Source organism: Kaistella sp. 97-N-M2 (genome assembly GCF_021513235.1).
Classification (GTDB): Bacteria; Bacteroidota; Bacteroidia; order Flavobacteriales; family Weeksellaceae; genus Kaistella.
In genome coordinates, this window is the sequence record NZ_CP090976.1 from 1,341,086 (window position 1) to 1,361,142 (window position 20,057).

Annotated in this window: 18 protein-coding genes and 2 pseudogenes; 13 read left to right on the plus strand and 7 right to left on the minus strand. The window is 40.7% G+C overall.

What is annotated here, in order from left to right:
* Window positions 1-77: 77 nt before the first annotated feature.
* A complete protein-coding gene (lon, locus tag L0B70_RS06440; RefSeq protein ID WP_235143459.1) occupies window positions 78-2,483 on the minus strand; it encodes an endopeptidase La in 2,406 nt (801 codons plus the stop codon).
* 235 nt (window positions 2,484-2,718) lie between these two features.
* On the opposite strand from lon, the gene L0B70_RS06445 reads away from it, so the two are divergent.
* The 13 genes and pseudogenes from L0B70_RS06445 to serS all read left to right on the plus strand — a co-directional run bounded on the left by L0B70_RS06445 (window position 2,719) and on the right by serS (window position 15,293).
* Window positions 2,719-4,872 (plus strand): peptidylprolyl isomerase, encoded by a 2,154-nt coding sequence (locus L0B70_RS06445; protein ID WP_235143460.1) that lies wholly within the window; start codon window positions 2,719-2,721, stop codon window positions 4,870-4,872.
* A gap of 128 nt (window positions 4,873-5,000) precedes the next feature.
* Window positions 5,001-5,951: an MlaD family protein gene (locus tag L0B70_RS06450; RefSeq protein ID WP_235143461.1), complete on the plus strand. Its 951-nt coding sequence runs from the start codon at window positions 5,001-5,003 to the stop codon at window positions 5,949-5,951.
* Window positions 5,952-5,963: 12 nt separating this feature from the next.
* Window positions 5,964-7,292: pseudogene (locus tag L0B70_RS06455) on the plus strand (4Fe-4S dicluster domain-containing protein).
* A 52-nt stretch (window positions 7,293-7,344) separates the two neighbouring features.
* Window positions 7,345-7,803 carry a GNAT family N-acetyltransferase gene (locus tag L0B70_RS06460; RefSeq protein ID WP_235143462.1) on the plus strand — a complete coding sequence of 153 codons (459 nt, stop codon included), beginning with the start codon at window positions 7,345-7,347 and terminating at the stop codon, window positions 7,801-7,803.
* Between the two features lie 22 nt (window positions 7,804-7,825).
* Complete coding sequence (locus L0B70_RS06465; protein WP_235143463.1) at window positions 7,826-8,608, plus strand: (Fe-S)-binding protein; 783 nt, start codon at window positions 7,826-7,828, stop codon at window positions 8,606-8,608.
* Window positions 8,609-8,619: 11 nt separating this feature from the next.
* The gene (locus L0B70_RS06470) at window positions 8,620-8,784 is read left to right on the plus strand and encodes a hypothetical protein (RefSeq protein ID WP_235143464.1); all 165 of its coding nucleotides are present in this window, start codon (window positions 8,620-8,622) and stop codon (window positions 8,782-8,784) included.
* A complete protein-coding gene (locus L0B70_RS06475) occupies window positions 8,774-9,265 on the plus strand; it encodes a hypothetical protein (RefSeq protein ID WP_235143465.1) in 492 nt (163 codons plus the stop codon). Before L0B70_RS06470 ends, L0B70_RS06475 begins: the two co-directional genes overlap by 11 nt.
* Window positions 9,266-9,353: 88 nt before the next feature.
* Window positions 9,354-9,539, plus strand: coding sequence for a hypothetical protein (locus L0B70_RS06480; protein WP_235143466.1), 186 nt, complete (start codon window positions 9,354-9,356; stop codon window positions 9,537-9,539).
* Window positions 9,540-9,598: 59 nt separating this feature from the next.
* A complete protein-coding gene (locus L0B70_RS06485; protein WP_235143467.1) occupies window positions 9,599-10,477 on the plus strand; it encodes a glycosyltransferase in 879 nt (292 codons plus the stop codon).
* A 62-nt stretch (window positions 10,478-10,539) separates the two neighbouring features.
* The gene (locus L0B70_RS06490; RefSeq protein WP_235143468.1) at window positions 10,540-12,186 is read left to right on the plus strand and encodes an asparagine synthase-related protein; all 1,647 of its coding nucleotides are present in this window, start codon (window positions 10,540-10,542) and stop codon (window positions 12,184-12,186) included.
* A 325-nt stretch (window positions 12,187-12,511) separates the two neighbouring features.
* Complete coding sequence (locus L0B70_RS06495; protein ID WP_235143469.1) at window positions 12,512-13,435, plus strand: polysaccharide biosynthesis C-terminal domain-containing protein; 924 nt, start codon at window positions 12,512-12,514, stop codon at window positions 13,433-13,435.
* Window positions 13,436-13,450: 15 nt separating this feature from the next.
* Window positions 13,451-13,948, plus strand: a complete 498-nt coding sequence (locus tag L0B70_RS06500; RefSeq protein WP_235143470.1) for a hypothetical protein — start codon at window positions 13,451-13,453, stop codon at window positions 13,946-13,948.
* 76 nt (window positions 13,949-14,024) lie between these two features.
* Entirely contained in the window at window positions 14,025-15,293 is a 1,269-nt protein-coding gene (gene serS, locus L0B70_RS06505; protein ID WP_235143471.1) for a serine--tRNA ligase, read from the plus strand.
* Window positions 15,294-15,340: 47 nt separating this feature from the next.
* Here the strand turns inward: serS and L0B70_RS06510 are convergent, their stop codons facing one another.
* From L0B70_RS06510 to L0B70_RS06535, 6 genes and pseudogenes are all read right to left on the minus strand, one after another.
* Window positions 15,341-16,129: a hypothetical protein gene (locus L0B70_RS06510; RefSeq protein WP_235143472.1), complete on the minus strand. Its 789-nt coding sequence runs from the start codon at window positions 16,127-16,129 to the stop codon at window positions 15,341-15,343.
* Window positions 16,130-16,210: 81 nt separating this feature from the next.
* A complete protein-coding gene (locus L0B70_RS06515) occupies window positions 16,211-16,954 on the minus strand; it encodes a sulfite exporter TauE/SafE family protein (protein WP_235143473.1) in 744 nt (247 codons plus the stop codon).
* Window positions 16,945-17,400: a FixH family protein gene (locus tag L0B70_RS06520; protein WP_235143474.1), complete on the minus strand. Its 456-nt coding sequence runs from the start codon at window positions 17,398-17,400 to the stop codon at window positions 16,945-16,947. The genes L0B70_RS06515 and L0B70_RS06520 overlap by 10 nt, the downstream gene beginning before the upstream one ends.
* Window positions 17,401-17,406: 6 nt before the next feature.
* Window positions 17,407-18,855, minus strand: a complete 1,449-nt coding sequence (gene ccoG, locus L0B70_RS06525) for a cytochrome c oxidase accessory protein CcoG (protein WP_235143475.1) — start codon at window positions 18,853-18,855, stop codon at window positions 17,407-17,409.
* Between the two features lie 100 nt (window positions 18,856-18,955).
* Window positions 18,956-19,835: pseudogene (locus L0B70_RS06530) on the minus strand (cbb3-type cytochrome c oxidase N-terminal domain-containing protein).
* A 22-nt stretch (window positions 19,836-19,857) separates the two neighbouring features.
* Window positions 19,858-20,049, minus strand: coding sequence for a cbb3-type cytochrome c oxidase subunit 3 (locus tag L0B70_RS06535; protein WP_235143476.1), 192 nt, complete (start codon window positions 20,047-20,049; stop codon window positions 19,858-19,860).
* Window positions 20,050-20,057 lie beyond the last annotated feature (8 nt).

Sequence of the window (20,057 nt, forward strand, 5' to 3'; positions counted from 1 at the left end):
TTTCATCAAACAAAGTAACAATAAAAATGTTTTTTAAAAAGAAAAACGTTCCAACTAATTGAAACGTTTTCTAAACTTTATCTTTCGAGCGCCAGATCGATGACTTCGCTCATGCGGCTCACATAGTGGACCTTCAGCATTTTCAGATAATCTTTTTTAATTTCTTCCACATCTTTTCGGTTGGCTTCGCACAAAATAATTTCTTTTATTCCGGCGCGGGCGGCGGCGAGTAATTTTTCTTTGATGCCACCCACAGGGAGCACTTTTCCGCGCAATGTAATTTCACCCGTCATGGCGAGGTGCGATTTTACTTTTTTGTTTTTGAAACTGGAAACGATGGAGGTCAGCATGGCGATTCCGGCAGACGGGCCGTCTTTAGGCGTAGCGCCTTCCGGAACGTGGACGTGGATGTTGTTTTTCTGAATATCTTCCGAATTAATCCCGAGTTCCGTATGTTTTGCTTTGATGTATTCCAGCGCGATGGTCGCGGATTCTTTCATTACATTTCCGAGGTTTCCCGTCATCGTAAGCGTTCCTTTTCCTTCGCTCAAAATACTTTCGATGAACAGGATGTCGCCACCCACAGACGTCCACGCCAAACCGGTAACAACGCCGGGAACGCTCGTGATTTCGGATAAGTTTTTCATGCGTGGAATGCCTAAAATTTCGTCTATCTTTTCGACGGAAATTTTCGGGTTGTAAGTTTTCTCCATGGCAGTTTGCAAAGCAATCCATCTCGCAACGGAAGCGATCTGCTTTTCTAATCCACGAACGCCACTTTCCGACGTATGTGCATCGACGATATGTTTAAGCTCCGGATTTCCAAGTTTGAAAGATTTTGCGTCCAAACCATTTTCCTCCTGCTGTTTTTTAATTAAATGTCTTTTTGCGATCTCTACCTTTTCTTCCAGCGTATAGCCCGCGATTTCGATGACTTCCATGCGGTCTAGAAGCGGTCTCTGCACGGTTGAAAGCGAGTTTGCCGTCGCGATGAACATCACTTTCGACAGATCGTAGCCCATTTCGAGGAAGTTGTCGTAGAAAGAATTGTTCTGTTCCGGATCCAAAACTTCCAGTAAGGCGGAACTTGGATCGCCGTGAATTCCGGTGGCGATCTTGTCGATCTCGTCTAAAACGATCACAGGATTGGAGGTTCCGGCTTTTTTGATGGACTGCAGAATTCGGCCCGCCATCGCACCGATATAGGTTTTCCGGTGGCCGCGGATTTCGGATTCGTCATGCAGACCACCCAAAGAAAGTCGCACATATTTTCTTCCCAACGCATCCGCAACCGATTTTCCGAGCGACGTTTTACCGACTCCCGGCGGGCCTACCAAACACAGAATTGGGGATTTCATGTTGTTTTTCAGTTTCAGAACCGCCATGTGCTCCAAAATTCTTTTCTTGATATCTTCTAACCCAAAATGTGCTTTGTCCAAAACTTTTTCGGCTTTGCGGATGTCGAAAATATCTTTCGAATATTTCTCCCACGGCAAATCGGTGAAGAAATCGAGATAATTTCGCTGCACGTTATAATCCGGAGAATTCGGGTTTTGGCGCTGAAGACGGTTAATTTCTTTTTTAAAATGGTCGTCAACTTCTTCGTTCCACTTTATTTTTTTTGCTTTTTCTAAAAGTTCCTCCACATCAGATTCGGGACCGCCGCCCAATTCATCCTGAATGGTGCGCATCTGCTGATTCAGGAAGTATTCGCGCTGGCTTTTATCTAATTCCTTATTGGTTTTCAGATGAATTTGATTGCGCAATTCAAGTTTGCGAAAATCGTCGTGCATCAGTTCGTAACACTTTTGCGCCCGGATCATCAGGCTTTTTTCCTCCAAAAGTTTTTGTTTGTCGGAGTAGGGGAAATTCGCATTCGTACAGATAAAATTGAGCAAATCTTCCGGATCGTTCATATTCTTTATTGCAAAGTTGGCTGCGTTCGGAATATTCGGATCCAGTTCGATAATTTGCAAAGCCAAAGCTTTAATGTTTTCTAAAAGAGCGTTGTATTCCTCGGTTTTTTTCGAGTTCACCTCTCTAAGTTTCGTAATTTCGGCTTTAAAATAAGGTTTGGAAGCGGTGAAGTTTTTTATTTTAAACCTTTGAAATCCTCTGGTGATTGCCGTCACATTTCCTTCCGGAAGTTTAATAATCTTGATGATTTTCGCCAAAGTACCGATCTGATAGAGATCTTCTTCCGTCGGGTTTTCGATCGCCGAATTATTTTGGCTTACAATCCCGATAAACTCATTGTTTTTGTGTGCTTCCTCTAAAAGTTGAATGGACATTTCGCGGCCTGCCGTAATAGGAATGACCACTTTTGGGAACATGACCATATTGCGCACCGGCAAAATTGGATACGTTTCCTGATCGCTGTTTTTCGAGTCGTCTAAAATATCAGAAATATTAATTTCTTCGGTCACAACACTAAACCCATCTTCCATAATTTCGTCGAAAGCAATATCTTCAAATTCTGTCATAATACTTTTTGGAATGACAAATTGTCATTTAATTTAATTAGTTACTTAACAAATCCCAGGATTTGCTTTAAAAGTCCTTTCAATAAAAAGGTCTTTTTAATTTCGCAAGCACTATGCCACGGAAAAATTTAGACAAAATTGGCACTATACTTAAAAATTCTTTTTTAAACCTTCAAAATTTTTCTCAATCTCTTAAAAATGTGTATTTTCGCACACTGATAAAATTATACAAAAAATGGCAGTTTTAGGAGAGATTAGAAACAGACCCTGGCTTTTGATGGGAATTATCGCAATTGCGATGTTGGCGTTCGTCGTAAATCCCGATAGTTTAGAGAAATTATTTGGTGCAAAACCAGGTGTTTACGGAAAAGTGAACGGTGACGAAATTACAAAAGAAGATTTCGATGACCAGCTTTTTCTGCTTCAACAACAAGCCCAGCAGCAAGGTCAACCAGCCAAAGGACTGGAAGAACAGGCATGGCAAATGGTCGTACAGTCTAAATTAATTGAGCAGCAGTTCGATAAAATGGGACTTACTTTAACAGAAGACATGTTTTGGAATCAGATTCAGTTCGATCCTATGTTTGCGCAAAACAAAGAAAACTTTGATGCAAAGGGAAATTTCAAGGTTCAGGAAATTAAAAAGCAGATCGAAGAACTTCAAACCAGCGGAAATGTAGAAATGTACAACAACTGGCTGAAGACGAGAAAAGCGATGCAATACAGAATGATGGCGCGTCAGCTATTCGCAAACGTTTCTACAGGCATCACCGTGAGCAAAAAAGAAGCTGAAGAAATGATGAAGCAAAGAGATCAGGTTGCCGATATCGATTTTGTGAAGGTGGATTACGCAGCATACGCTCAAAAAAATCCCGTGAAAATTACCTCGCAGGATTTAACAGATTATATTAAGAAGCATCCGGTAATGTTTAAAAGAGATGCAAGCCGTAATGTCGGTTTGGTTTATTTCCCGGCAGCACCAAGTTCTGAAGATGACGCTACGGCGCAAAAAGAAATCAACAAGTTATTCGCTGAAGGAAGCGAAGTGAGTGGCGGAAAGGAAAATTTCCAAAACACGACAAACGACTCTATGTTTGTGGCTTTAAATTCCGATATGCCTTTTAATCCGCAATATTTCTCTGCAAGTCAATTGCCGGTAGCCATAAAAGATAAGGTAGCTGCTGCAAGTATTGGAACTACATTCGGTCCTTATAAAGAACAGAATTTTTATGTTGTTTCTAAAATTTTAGATAAAAAACCTTCAGATTCTACATTATCCCGTCATATTTTGGTTTCTTACAAAGGAAATCAGGCGGCAGGAACTGCGACAAGAACGAAAGAAGAAGCGAAAAAACTTGCAGATTCCATCAACACGGTGGTTAAGGCTGATCCTTCTAAGTTTGTGGAACTTTTAAAATATTCATCTGATCCGGGTTCTGCCGCACAGGGTGGAAGCGTGGGTTGGACTACTCCGGCAACACCATTTGTACCGGAATATCTAAGCTTCCTGGCAAATAACGGAAAAGGTGCAACAGCAGTTGTTGAAACGCAGTTCGGATATCACGTCATCAACATTGAAGATAAAAAATCCGGCGCCATGACTTATAAAGTAGCCAATCTGGTAAAAGCTGTGAAGCCTTCTGATAAAACAGAAAACGAAGTTTACACCAAAGCAACCAAGTTTATTCAGCAGGTTCAGGGGAAATCTTTCAACGATTTTTCTAATGTAGCCAAGAAAAACAATTATCAGTTTTCCAATCCAAAAGAAATTGGCCGTTTTCAGGGTCAGTTACCGGGGTTAGGTACGGATAAAGATGAAGAAATTATCGCTTGGGCTTTTGATAAAAAACGCGAAAAAGGAGATACCGATATTTTTACCGTTGATGGAACTGGTGACCGTATTGTTGCTTTCTTAAACGGTGTACAGGATACGGGGAGCGCCGATCCGGAAGCTGTTAGAGACCAAATTGAGCCCATCATCAAAAACAAAATGATCGCAAAACAGATCTCAGATAAAATTGCTGCCGCAAAAGCAACAAGTTTAGATCAGATCGTGAAATTATTCGGCGGTACCAAACAGTCTGCACAGGTGAATATGCTGAGTCCACAAGTTGGAGGTGCTATGGAGCCAAGAGTTGCCGGCGCTGCATTTGGAGTAGCGAAAGGAAAACTTTCAAATCCTGTTGAAGGAATGACGGGCGTTTACGTTTTGGTGAAAAAATCTGAAACCATCAACAAACAACCGGGAGACATCAAACAGGTTACACAGTCGATCGCCGGCCAAAATGCACAGCAGTTCGGACAGTTTTTACTGAAGAGTCTTCAGGATAATGCCAATATTAAAGATTACCGCATAGAAGTTTACAATAAAGCTGCACAACAGCAATAATTGAAAACACAGGTTTATATACACAGAAAGCGACTTCAAACGGTCGCTTTCTGTGTGTCCGGACTTTACATAATAAGTGGATGTTTATTTAAAATGTATTATATTTGTTCCTTAAAAATTACAGAAAAGTGAAGTTCACAAAGGAAATAAAGGCAGGATTAATCGCCCTTTTAGCGATAATAGGATTTGTAATATTATTCCAGTTTATGAAGGGCAAAAGCCTTTTCACTACCGATAATGTTTTTTACGCAAAATTTGATAATGTTGAAGGTCTTGAAGCCTCTAATCCCGTATCCATCAATGGATTAAAGGTTGGGCAGGTTGATAAGATTATTCCGCTTACCGAAGCGGACGGAAAGATTCATTTCGTCGTAACCGTAACGGTTGACGACAATTTCGAATTTTCAAAACGTTCTACTTTGGAGATTTTCGAGCCCGGATTGATGTCCGGCAAAGAGATGCGTATCAATTTGGCCTATGGTCAGCCGATGGCGAAAGACGGCGATACGCTGAAGGGCGCCTTCACTTTGTCGATGTTGAATAATATTTCTTCGCAAGTGGGTCCCGTAAAAGATCAACTTCAAATTGTGTTGAGAAGGGTAGATTCTTTAACGAACAATGCAAATGCAATTTTAAACGATCAAAACAAAGCCGAAATCCGAAATCTGTTGCTTAACCTAAACAGAACCGTGGCGTCTTTCGAGGGAACTTCGCGCCAAACAAATGCCTTATTGGCGAACAACGATCCGCGAATTCAAAAAATGTTAGATAATGCCAATCTTGCGACCATCAGCGCAAAAACAGCCATCGATAAGTACGGCCGCGTTGCCGATGAGGTCGACGTTGAGAAACTCAATAATACCATTGATAAGCTCAGCATCACTGCCGATAAATTAAACGGCGTGATCTCCGGCGTTCAAAATGGCGAAGGAAGTTTGGGTAAACTGACGAAAGACGAACAGCTTTACAATAATTTAAACACAGCTTCCGACAATCTCAATAAACTAATTGAAGATTTAAAAGCTAATCCAAAACGCTACCTCAACTTTTCCGTTTTTGGGAAGAATATAAAAGACTAAAACTTTTGCAATATGCAATATATTGACAATATTATCTTCTTTATTGCCCTTCTCGCAGGGTTTGGACTTTTTTTAAAAGCTTTAAAGAAATCTACCGGAACATACGCCTTGGGAAGGAAATCGACCGCACCGACAATCCTGCGCTTCGTTGGAAAACCATGGGGAAGGTCGCTCTGGGGCAGAGTAAAATGGTGAAACGTCCTGTTGCAGGGTTTTTGCACATTTTAGTTTACGTCGGTTTTATTATTATCAATTTTGAATTGCTCGAAATAGTGGTTGATGGTATTTTCGGTACGCACCGCTTTTTGGCGGCCATTTTTGGAGAAAGTTTTTACAGCTTTTTCACTGCAACTTTAGAGGTTTTAGCAGTTTTGGTCGTTATCGCAGTAGTTCTTTTCTTTATCCGTCGTAATTTTTACGGCATCAGGAGATTTCAGATGAAAGAACTTTTCGGCTGGCCGAAAAACGATGCCAACTGGATTTTGGTCATTGAATTTGCTTTGATGATGGCTTTCTTCACCATGAACGCGTCCGATTGGGTTTTGCAGCAAAAGGGAGTTTTTGCGGCGCATGGCAGTTTTCCCATCTCTGTAAATTTAATGGGACCGATTTTTCAGAATTTTAGCGTGGGAACTTTAGAATTTATTGAGAGAGGCGCCTGGTGGTTTCATATTTTAGGGATTTTGTTCTTCATGAATTATCTTTATTATTCCAAACACTTACACATTATTTTGGCTTTTCCGAACACTTGGTTTGCCAACTTAAAACCGAAAGGACAGTTCAACAATTTAGATTCCGTTACCGCAGAAATCAAATTAATGATGGATCCGAATGCTGATCCGTACGCCGCTGCGCCGGAAGCAGATCCGAACGCAGTTCCCGATAAATTTGGCGCGAGCGATATTTTCGATCTGAATCAGGTTCAATTGCTTAACGCCTATTCCTGCACGGAATGTGGCCGCTGTACCGCGGTTTGTCCTGCAAATATCACGGGCAAAAAACTGTCCCCACGGAAAATCATGATGGATATTCCGAGACCGAATTGAAGAAGTAGGTAAAAACATCAATAAAAACGGAAAGTTTGTAGACGACGGTAAAAAATTACTCGACGATCATATATTAAGAGAAGAACTTTGGGCCTGTACCACTTGTAACGCGTGTGTTGAAGCTTGTCCGGTCCTCATCGATCCGCTTTCTATTATTGTTGATATGCGTCGTTTTTTGGTTATGGAACAATCTTCCGCACCCAGCGAACTGAACGTGATGATGGCCAATGTGGAAAACAATGCGGCGCCGTGGGCTTATAATCAGGCCGACCGTCTCAATTGGGCGAACGAATAAATATATAAACCTTTCTACATACGCTCATTCAAACTGAATTTTTTATCAAACAATGGCAGAAATTATTTCATACGAACCAAAGTACGCACAGGATTTTAAAAACCTCAATACCGCCTGGTTAGAAAAGTATTTCGTTGTTGAACCTTATGATGCAGAAGTGCTCTCGAATCCGGAAAAGTATATTTTAGAGAAAGGTGGTGAGATCTTTTTCCTGCTTGAAGACGGCAGAGCCATCGGAACTTTCGCTTTAATGTACAATGACCTCGGAGAATTGGAATTTACTAAAATGGCTGTAATAGAAGACTCCAAAGGCAAGGGCTACGGTAACCTGCTGATGCAGCACTGCATTGATGAAGCCAGAAAGATGGGGGCCGACGACTTAATTTTGTATTCCAGTACGTCGTTGAAGGCTGCCATTAATCTCTATAACAAATTCGGCTTCAAAGAAATTCCCGTTGGAAAATCGGAGTACGCACGATGTGATATTAAAATGGTAAAACATTTAAAATAAAATTTAAAATTGATAATCTAACATGGATTTCACCATAAAAACAATGGCAGAATATGCTGCTGAAGGAAAAGCACCCGAAGTTTTATTTTTCGTGGGTTGCGCCGGAAGTTTCGACGACCGTGCAAAAAAGATCACGAAAGCGTTCTGCAAAATCTTAAATAAAGTCGGGATAGAATTTGCGGTGCTTGGCAAAGAGGAATCCTGCAACGGAGATCCTGCAAAACGCGCCGGAAACGAATTTGTTTTCCAGATGATGGCCTTAACCAACATCGAAATCCTAAACGGGTACGGCGTTAAGAAAATTGTAACCACCTGTCCGCATTGCTTTAATATTCTTAAAAATGAATATCCCGGATTAGGCGGAAATTACGAGGTTATGCACCATACGCAGTTCCTTCGCAAACTAATGGAGGAAGGACGTCTGAAAATTGAAGGCGGAACATTTAAAGGAAAAAAAATCACCTTTCACGATCCGTGTTATTTAGGGAGAGGGAATGGCGAGTATGAAGCGCCCCGCCAGCTTTTAGAAAAATTGGATGCCGAACTCGTCGAAATGAAACGCTGCAAATCCAACGGATTATGCTGTGGTGCCGGCGGTGCGCAAATGTTTAAAGAACCGGAACCCGGCAATAAAGACATCAACGTCGAAAGAACAGAAGAAGCTTTAAGCGAAAAGCCCAACATCATCGCCACGGGTTGTCCTTTCTGCAATACGATGATAACCGATGGCGTAAAACATTTTAACAATACGGAAGTAGCGGTGAAAGATATTGCCGAACTTTTAGCAGAAGCCGACGATTTATAATGAGAAAAAACATGCTTTACTTTCTTATCGTTGCCGGAGCCTTACTGTTTATTTTGAACATCTGGTCTTCCGATTTCGATACGCAGAAAATAAATTTCTGGAGTGCCGGCGCAAGCATCCTCATGGTGGTCTTAGGATTTCTCGAACTTAAAAAAGTGAAAAAAAATGAAAATTGAAGAATCAACAATAGTAGAGACCAATGATTATCGGGTAATTATTTATCCGGCTTCACGACCCTTCACGCCAAAAGAAAGCAAAGTTATTACAGAAAAGTTATACGATTTTTTGGCTACTTGGGCTGCACACGGAAAACCACTTTCGTCCTCTTTTAAGATTGAAAGAAATCAGTTTATCGTCGTTTGCGTTGATGAGGAGAAAGAAGCTGCATCCGGATGTTCTATCGATGCCCTGGGCGGTGTAATGCGCGAAATTGATCAGGACTATCAACTCAGTTTATTCGACCGCATGAAAGCCAGTTTTGTGGAGAATGGCGAAACCAAAACGTTGAAATTACAGGATTTTAGAAAAGGTTTAAAAGAGGGCACCATCAGCCAGGATATACAGGTCTTCGATTTTTCCAAGAACCAGTACGTTGCTTTTCTCAGCGATTTTTTACTTCCTTTGAAGAGAAGCTGGGCCGGAATTTATGTCGATTGATACACGCGAAATTATACTTTAAAAGTCCGGAACTGTCCGGACTTTTTTTGGCTGAAATAATTGCCTATTTTTGTTTCACATAAAAAGCATGCGGTACAAAATTCTCTTTATTTCCTCCTGGTTTCCCAGTAAAATAGAACCCACGAACGGTAATTTTGTGCAGCGCCACGCCGAAGCAGTTGCTTTGTTGCATGAGGTGGAAGTCCTTCACGCCATCGGCGATCCGCACCAAAAAAAATCTATTTTTTCGACCGCCGGACGATTAACGGCATAAAAACATTGGTCGTTTATTACAAAAAAACTCGCAGTCCGCTGCTCAATTTTATCCGCAGAATGAATTCCTACAAAAAAGGCTTTTCATACATGCAGAAGCCAGATTTGGTTCATGCCAATATCATGCAGAAACCCATGATTTTTGCGGTTTATCTGAAGATGAAATTTCACATTCCGTTTATCGTCAGCGAGCACTGGTCGGGATTTTTAAATATCAATAAAAATAAACTTCCCAAATTCCACCTTTTTGTAGCGAAATTTATTGCGAAACATGCTGCGTTCGTTTTGCCCGTAAGTCATTATCTTTTAAATGATTTAAAGCGATTAGGACTTAACAGCAGGTTTCAGGTCATTGAGAATGTGGTGGATACCAATTTATTTCAGGCTAAATCGGAAAGACCTGAAAAGTTTGTGTTTTTGCATATTTCCAATCTTGTCCCGCTTAAAAATCCGCAGAAAATTATAATGGCTGCCTTGCGTCTCCGCAAAGAATTTCCGGATTTCGAGCTGCATATTGGTGGTGATGGTGACGTTGAAAGTTTAGAAAAGCTCATTCATCGGAGGAACGCCGAAAACTTCATCAAAACTTTTTCGACGCTTCCACTGCCTAAAGTTGCGCAGAAAATGCGAAACAGCAATTGTTTTATTCTGTTCAGCGATTACGAAAATTTTCCCTGCGTTTTATTGGAATCTCTTGCGAGCGGAACCCCCGCGATTGCCACGAAGGTGGGTGGAATTCCGGAAATAATCGGTTTTAACAACGGGATATTAATTTCCAATTCCGATGAAGAATTATTTGCAGCGATGAAGAAGGTTCTTCAAAATAAAATTTCTTTTGAAGCGCCGGAGCAATTACATCAATTTGTTGAAGACCGTTACTCTATGCAGATTATCGCCAAAAAATTTGATCAGATTTATAGGCAGATTTTAAGTCGATAGCCTCTGTTTTCCCTGAATTATACGTAATTTAAACTTTTAAAATATACCAGTCGAGCCATACTATGAAAAAGGGGTTTTCCATCATCGTTTCCGCGCAGCACACCAAAATACAATCGTTCCTCTCGAATGAATACGATGATTTCTATTTGCAGTCGGACCGGTTCGATTTTCTGTTCGAAGGCGTTTTACTCAATAAATCAAAATTATTAAAAGAATATGCTTTAAAAGATTTTGAAACGTTGTTTCGTGAACTTTATACTTTAAAAAAAGAAGGCCTCATCAGGCTTTTCGAAGGCGAATTCCGCGGGTTTATCTGGGATAAAATTCAAAATAAATTATTTGTTTTTACCAATATTACGTCGACGCAAAGAGTGTTTTACGGCAAATTTGAGGATCAGATTTTTATCGACACGAGTTTAATTCGGTTGAATAATATTGTAAAGGAAAGGAAAATTAAAACGCAGCCGGATCTTGAGTCGCTGTACCAGCTTTTATGTTTTACCAATCTGCCGGAAGATAAAACACCTATCCAAAAAATTCGCAAACTTCTCGACGGGCATTATTTGGAAATTAAACCTGCATCAATGGAACTGGCGGAAAAAACCTATTTCACCCTTTCTGACACCGAATTTTTTAAAGGCGGTAAACATGCGGCGATTGACCGTGTTCATGAGATTTTTTCGGATTCTGTTTTAATGGAGTACAAAAAAGATACGGAACTGGGCACGGATCATCTCGCCCTTCTAAGTGGCGGTCTCGACAGTCGTGTTGCCCTGATGTATGCGCTTAAAAACGATATCAGACCGGGCAATGCCCTGTGTTTTTCGCAGTCCGACTATTACGATCATACCATTTCCGCAAAAATCGCGGAAGATCATCAGCTTCATTATGAGTTTATTCCTCTGGATGGTGGAAAATTTTTGAAGCAAATCGATGAACTCACGGAAATTTCGGAGGGAATGGTTTTGTACACGGGCGGAATTCATGTTCAGCACGCCGTTGCAAATATGAGGTATGAAAATTTCGCTCTTTTTCACAGCGGACAGATTGGCGACGGTGTTTTGGGCGGTTTTAATACAGAACCGCGCCGAAAAAAACCGAATTATTTTAAAATTGTAGAAAGTCCTGCCTTTTTACCAAAAGTTCAAAATTCTTTAAATGAAATTTTGCAGAAATATGAGACCGAAGAACTTTTTCTACTCCGAAATGTGGCGTACAACCGAACGGTTTTAGGCGCGCACGTATTGCAGCAAAAGCGCTATCAAACGTCGCCTTTTATGACGAAGGATTTTTTGCAACTGGCCATTTCCCTGCCCGAAGAATGGAAATTCAACCACCGCTTTTATATTGAATGGATTAATAAGCACTGTAAAGAAGCGACCAATTACCGCTGGGAAAGAACTTTGATGAAACCCAACGCGCCGTGGAAAACCAATTTTGGCGATCAGGTTCTGAAACGCAGCTTTAAAATTTTAAATGAACGAGTTCTGAAAACGCCACAGAAATCCAGCATGTATCCATATCAGTTTTATTTTGACCGGGATGTCGAAATTCAAAACTGCTATCAAAAATATTTCGGGGAAAATATTTATCGTCTTGAAAACTATCCGGAGCTTTCAAAGGATGTTTCTGCGCTTTTTCAAACGGATAGTTTCTCCTTGAAATCGAAAGCAATCAACATTTTATCAATCTTTAAACTTTATTTTTAAAGGTGAAAAGTCTGCAGGAATTTTTACAGAATTTTTTTAATAACAAAGGTCAACACATTTTCCTTTCTCTGTTAAGTGCAAAAATTTGTGCTTTTCTCGGATCCTTGTTCATCATCCGAATATTACCCGAAAGTGAATTTGGGATGATTAGTATTGTTGCGTCCGTTTTCGCTATTGCAGCACCATTCAGCGGCTTTGGCAGTCAGCAAAGTTTGTTGCGTTTTGGCGCCATCACCGCTGATGTGGCAGAAAAAAATCGCTTTCGAAACACCTCTTACTGCAGGGTTTTTTTTATCAGGTCTTGCTGAGCCTCATCTTTTTAGGGGTGAGTTTTTTTTATGTTTCGAAGTATGAAGACATTTTTTATATTTTTCTTTTCTTCACGATTCGGCTGGTCGGTTTCTATTTTTTGAATCATATTCAGTCCGAATACCGAATATTTGGTAACAACAGCGGTTTTGCGAAAATAACAAACGTCGTGAACATTTCCGGGGTATTGCTTCTGTTGATGCTGTCGTACTTTTTTGGCCTCAAAGGCTATTTAATCGCGATCGCTTTTACGCCTTTTCTCGCTTTGTTTTGGTTCAAAAAAGAACATTACAGTTCGGTTGGTGAGCATTTTAGATTTAGCAAAAAAGAAATCTGGAGTTACGGCCTGCACGCCTCGGGCACCGCTTTACTTTCGGACACGCTTTTTTCCGCCGACGTTTTACTCCTGAGTTTTTTGATGAATGAAAGTGCGGTAGCGAATTACAAAGTCGCCATTTTAATTCCCGCGAATATCACCTTTCTGGCCCTGACCTTCATGCAGAGCGATTTTCCGCTGCTGGCTAAAAATTATAAAAACAAAATATTTTTAAAAAACTACATCGCCAATTATTACAAAGTTTTTATTCCTGTGGTTTTATTGATATTTGCAGTGGGTCTGCTCCTAAAAAAGGAGATTCTTCATGTTTTTTTTAGTGAAAAATATGCCGGCAATTCTTTGCCCTTCCTTATTTTACTGGGTGGTTTCTGCCTTAATATGCTTTTTCGGAATTTGTATGGAAACCTGCTCTCGGCCGTGGGCAAAATGAAATTGAATACCTTGGTTTCTTTTCTAACCCTTTTACTGCTGCCGGGTTTTGCCTTTTCCCTCGTTCCCAAATTTGGAATCAAAGGCATGGCTCTGAGTTTAAGTTTAAGCATGTTTCTCGGTGGAGCGCTCTTGATGTATGCTTTTTACCGCTATGTTAAAGATTTAAAATAAATTATCTTTGTCTTCATGAAAAATGTATTTTTTGTAATGACGCTTGCTTTTTTTGCGTTTCTTTCCTGCAGAAATGATGAAATAAATGTGCAGCAAATTGATCAGGTCCTCAATCTGTACATCGATTCTGCCGGGCAGGATATGCTGAATAATAAAATTCCGGGATCTTACACCACCATTTCGTGGAATGATATTAATGGTTTAACGGATAATGCGCCGGTAAGTTTCAGTACGAAAAAAGATGCGGACACGGTTACTTATTTGGAATATCTCGCAGGTGCGAAACGAATCGCAATCGATTCTGCAGGCGATTCGAAAACGTACGAATCCAGAATTGCCCTGGCGCTGACAAAGAAGGTAAACGACTCTACCAATGCGATTTCCAATGATACAATGGTAATTCAGTACAGTTCGACGCCGGACGTGTTTGAGGTTTCTAAAATTTGGTATAATAATATTTTATATTTTACCAAAGTTCAGGGCCAGCCCAATATCGTGAAAATCACGAAATAATCGTTAAATTTGCATTTATAATCACTGTTTAAAGGTTCTGCATGCGGAATTTTTGAACTAAAATAGTCCACTCTATATGTTACAGGTTCAATTTTTACGCGAAAATACAGAGCGCGTTTTAGAAGGTTTAGGAAAAAGAGGTTTCAAACAGATAGATTTGGTTGATAAAGCCATTTCCTCTGATGATGACCGGAAAAAATATCAGTTTGAACTTGATTCGAATTTGGCGGAAATGAACAAAATATCCAAAGAAATTGGAGTTTTGATGAAAGAAGGTAAAAGAGAGGAAGCCGAAGCCGCAAAATCCAAAACCGCCGACTACAAAGAAAAATCCCAGGAGCTTCAGCAAAAACTGAAAGAATCTGAAGCGCAGCTTTTGGAAATCCTTTATCTCCTGCCGAATATTCCGTACGAAAAGGTGAAAGCCGGGACTACCGCCGAGGAAAACGAAATTATTTACCAGTCTCATGATGTGGCAGGTTTGGGCGAAGGTGCAATTCCACATTGGGAACTGGCAAAAAAATATAATCTGATCGATTTTGAACTCGGCGTTAAAATAGCAGGCGCGGGCTTTCCCGTGTATTTCGGTAAGGGTGCGAGATTGCAGCGAGCTTTAGTTCAGTATTTTCTGGATAAAAATGTCGACGCCGGCTATCTGGAAGTTAATCCGCCGCATGTAGTGAATGAAGCTTCCGGCTACGGAACCGGTCAGTTGCCCGATAAAGAGGGACAAATGTATTACATTAATGAAGATAAATTATTTCTGATTCCAACCGCCGAAGTTCCCGTAACAAATTTGTACCGTGATGTTTTGTTGGACGAGAAAGATCTGCCCCTTAAAAACACCGCTTTTTCACAGTGCTATCGCCGCGAGGCCGGAAGCTACGGCGCTCATGTTCGTGGTTTAAACAGATTGCATCAATTTGAAAAGGTAGAAATCGTGCGTCTCGAAAAACCCGAAAACTCCTACGCCGCTTTGGAAGGCATGGTGGAACATGTAAAATCGATTTTGGTTGATCTCGGACTTCCGTTCCGGGTCTTGCGTCTATGTGGTGGCGATACAGGATTTGCGGCCGCGATGACGTATGATTTCGAGGTCTGGAGTGCCGCGCAGGAAAAGTGGCTGGAAGTTTCTTCCGTTTCGAATTTCGAAACCTTTCAGGCAACCCGTTTGAAATGCAGGTTTAAAAGTGAAGGCAAAACCCAACTGGTTCATACCTTAAATGGTTCTGCGATGGCTTTACCGCGGATTATGGCCGCACTTTTGGAAAATAATCAAACCGCGGAGGGAATTAAAATTCCGGCGAAAATCGCAGAATATGCAAAGTTTGATTTAATCAGTTAGATAATTCTTTAGAAAATAAAAGACCACCGATTTCGGTGGTTTTTGCTTTATTCGGTGATGACCGTTATCTGCCGGTCTTTGTTGGTTAACGTTGCTCCCTTATCCAAAAGATCGTTGCTCCGAACAGTAATCTGAATGGTTTTGTTATCGATCTGTTTCACGAAATCATGTTTCCCCACGATGCTTTTGATGGGTTTTTGAAACTTCATCGTGCTCGTGAAATTCATATTAAACATTTTCATCATCCCGAGCATTCCCTGCGCCATTTCGCGGCCATATACTTCCAGAGAATCACTTTTGGTGACCGGTTTCGTATTTTTCTTGTCCTGTGTGTTTTTTGCGATTTCGCTTAAATATTCGACATTATTAAATTTATCGGTATCGATGGTTAAAACAGTGCCGTTCCAGGTGGCAGCGTTTTGAAGCGGAAGGTTTTTGAGCTGTTTGCTTTGAGAAAAGAGGCTCGTGATTTCATCCGGCAATAGTTTGTCATATTTTAAAGAAAGTCCATAAACTTCGCCTTTATCCTTGTTTAGTTTCAGGAATAATTTTTTCAATACCTGAACGGAATCTTTGTTCAGGGTTATCTTACCATCTTTTTGAAGGTCGTACAAACTTTTCCAATCTGTGGAAAGATTTCTGAACTCTTTCGACTGGCTCAGAAATTCTGTTTTGTTACCCATCATATTCATCATTCCGAGCATGCTTTTATCGAGTAAAATGTTCGATTCCATGCTGGTTGCAGCATCTTTAAAATAAGTGGTTTCCGTGTTCACGGCACAGGACTGCAATCCGAAAATGGCGAGAAGCAGCCAAAGGCTGAATTTTTTGATCATCTGTTTATTTTTAACCTTGTTTTGATGCAGTTAAAAGACCAAAGTTAAAGTTGAAAAATTTGATGATTTAAAATGAGGTAGTTAATGGCAGGTTGCATGATTGCCGTTCTGATGTTCTTTGGAATCGTTATGATGAACCTGTAAAGCTTCTTTTTTCGGGGAGATGTAAGGAATACCGATCTCCAAGCCGCGAAGAATAAAAAGGCCTCCTAAAATGATCATCATAACAGGCACGAATTTTAAAATTTTAATGCGGAAAGCGGTGGTCATTAAGTTTCCTAAAAGCACCACGGCAAACATGAAGGGCAGTGTTCCCAAACCAAATAACGACATGAAAACGGCGCTTTGCCAAATGCCGCCCGACGCTAAACTTGCGGTTAAAGCCATGTAAACCATTCCGCAGGGCAAAAATCCGTTTAAAATTCCGGTACTGAAGCGGGACCGGTAATCGGCTTTTTGTAAGAGCCGGCCCAAATTCATTTTAACCTTCAGTAAAAATTGAGATAAGAACGGAATTTTAGACGCGAAATCTTTGCCACCAAAGGAAAAAACCGCCATTAATATTAAAAGAATCCCGACACCAACCGTTAAATACTGTTGAAAACCAGCCATTTCGAAACCTTTGCCCACGATGCCCAAAACCGCACCTAAAAAAGAGTAGGTTGCAATCCGACCGAATTGGTAGGTTAAATTCTGAAGATAATAGTTGGTTGCCTGCTTTTTGGTTAAACCCAAAGAGAGCGCAATGGGGCCGCACATCCCGATGCAGTGAAATCCGGATGCAAATCCTAAAGCCAGGGCTGAAAAAATGAGTGTTATTTCCATTGCACGTCGTAATCGAGCTGATACGGTTTTTTATTGGCTTTCCATTTTAATTTTAAAGTGTAAGAACCAGCGGCAAGTACCTTGGCCGGGATTTCAAAAGAACTTTTACCGTCCAGACCCATGGATTTTTTAACGTCGAGGTTCGCATCATTGGTTCGGAACATATCGAAATCGATCTTCGACTGATCCGGATGAATGCTCTTCGGGAAGGTAATGGTAATTCCCTGCGCGCGTTGTGCAAAAGCGGGTTTTTCCGGAAGTAAATCTGCATTCTTTTTTGCATCGATCACGTCCTGATATTGCAGTTCTTCACTGTAATAATGATCTGTAACGAGTTCAGCACCTTGCTGCCCATTCGGGAAAATTAAAATCATGAATAAGATGAAGGCGATGAAAGAACCGAGTGCCAGAGCAATCCCGTGTCCCCATGTAAATTTTTTGAACATTTTCTTTTAAAATTGAAGTTTGAAAGGTCCTTCGAAATACGTTTTGAAAGTATCTAAAAGTTCTCCCTTATCGTCATAAATACCGATGCTGATATTCTGCTTGGAGAGTTTGATTTCACTCTCCGGGAAACTGATATTGACCGTTCCTTTCGTGATTTCGCCTTTCTTAATTTTTATTTTATTGGATTCACTTAAAGTTACTTCGGCGTGTTGCGGCTCCAGTACTTTAATCGTAATAATAGCATCTTTATTTCTTTTATTTAAAAAAGTATAGCTGTAGGTATTTGTAATTTTCGCATCCCGTACGAAGAAGGAAGATCCTGCAGGTTTGATAAACTTTGCCTCCACATCGCCTCTGTTATACAAAAGAAATCCTAAAAAGCCCACCATCAACAAAAGAACTACGGTATACGCTTTGGTTCGGTTGGTGTAGGTAAATGGCAATTCTTTTTCTATTTCGTCCTCTGTTGCATACCGAATGAGACCGGGTGGAAGCCCGGTTTTCACCATTACTTCATCACACGCGTCGATACAGGCCGTACAGTTTACGCATTCCAGCTGCTGTCCGTCGCGGATATCAATTCCTGTAGGGCAAACGACAACGCACTGGTTACAGTCGATACAGTCGCCTTTTCCGTTGGCTTTTCGGTCTTCGCCTTTTCGCCATTTTGAACGGTTTTCTCCACGTTTAAAATCATAATAAACATTAATGGTTTGCTTGTCTATTAAAACACCCTGCAATCTGCCGTAGGGGCAAACCAAAGTACAAACCTGCTCTCTAAACCAAGCAAAAGTGAAATAGAATGCCGCCGTGAAAATAATCATGACGAGAAAACTGGAAAAGTTGGTGAAGGGACCTTCTTTAATCATGTCAAACACCTCGTTGTAACCCACAATGTACATAAACATCCAGTGGGTGATGATGAGGGAGATAATCATAAAAACCGACCACTTCAAAGTCCGTTTCCAAATCTTTTCTGTGTTCCATTCCTGCCGGTCCAGTTTCATTTGCTTGTTTCGGTCGCCTTCAATTAAATAATCGATCTTGCGGAAAACCATCTCCAGAAAAATGGTCTGCGGGCAAATCCATCCACAAAAAATACGGCCGAAAACTACGGTGAAGAGAATAATAAATACGATGGAAGTGATGGCCCCGAGTGCCAAAATAAAGAAATCCTGCGGATAAAACGGTTGTCCGAAAATATAGAAATGTCTTTCTACGACGTTGATGAGAAGAAATGGGTTTCCATTAAGCTTCAGGAAAGGCATTGTGAAAAATAAAGCCAGGAGAAAATAAGCGACTAAAGTCCGGTAGTTGGTGTAGCGGCCTTTAGGTTTTCGTGGGAAGACCCATCTTCGTTTCCCCGTATCGTCCATGGTTCCCACAGAATCTCTGAAAGTTTCCGGCTCTACCACTTGTCCCTGTCCGCCTCTGTAATTGTGATCTTGCGACATTTTTTATCTTGCTATATATTAAAAAAAAACATAATTCACTATCTTCTTTTCGTAAAGATAATGAATTATGTTTTCAGAGTATATTGTTTTTTTTATTGAGTTACTTTTCCCATTTGGCTGGTGTTCCTTGTGGAGCAGCGCCGCCTTGAGCTGGAGTAATGGGTTGTTTTTCCTGATTGATGTGATAAACATAGGCTGCAACGTTTTGAATATCAAAACCTGTAAGAACCCCGTTTTTTTCCCCAGGCCTGCATGGCAGGATTATTTGGTGAACCTTCTTCAACCATATGGAAGACATTTTTGAACAATGTTTTTTCCGGCTGATTTATCCACTCGTTATCGGTAAGGTTCGGACCAATACCTCCTTTTCCGCCTTCACTGTGGCAGGATACGCAGTTGGTTTTAAATACTTCCTCACCAGCGGCAATATTATCCGGAGAATAGACTGCGTTCTCAATCGTGGGTGGCGGAGTTTCTTCCATCCATTTTGCGATACTGGCTGTTTGCGCTTTGTACTCTGCATCATATTCGACTCCCTGATGGGCAAAATCTGTCAGGAAATAAGAAGCCATATAAATGGCGCAGTAAGCAACACCAAAATAGAACAGACCCAGCCACCATTTCGGCAACTGATTGTCCAGCTCCATAATTCCATCGAACCCGTGATCGATAAGGATGTCTTTTTCGGTACTTTCTGTTTGCTTTTTGAAAGCAGATTCATAAAGTCCTTTAAAATAAGGCGTGCTTTTGGACTGCAGATAAGCTGCTTTTTCCTCATCGGTTAAACTTTTGAATTTTTCATTCTCGATTAAATCGCCGATGGTACTGTGGATGAGCACCAAAATCCCACTGATCACCAGTGTTCCCCAGAAATAAGGCGAACCGATAAAAGCAGTACTTTGAACAAACATATAATACAGAATGAAAAGAATCACAAGTATTATGGCAATCGTTACGTAAACGGGAGTTCTTTGTTTCATTTTAAATAGTTTTTATATAAAATTACAGGTTTCGGTCGTCGATATCATCTTCCAACGGCGCATTTGCCTCTTCTTCATAATGTTTTTTCGAGCGGGAGAAAACCCATATTACGATTCCTAAAAAAAAGATAAGAAAAAAGATCATCGATAATGTTTGCAGTAAACCAACATTCTCGCCATTCGCTAAAATATCTTTAACATTTTGAGGTATCATAACTTTAT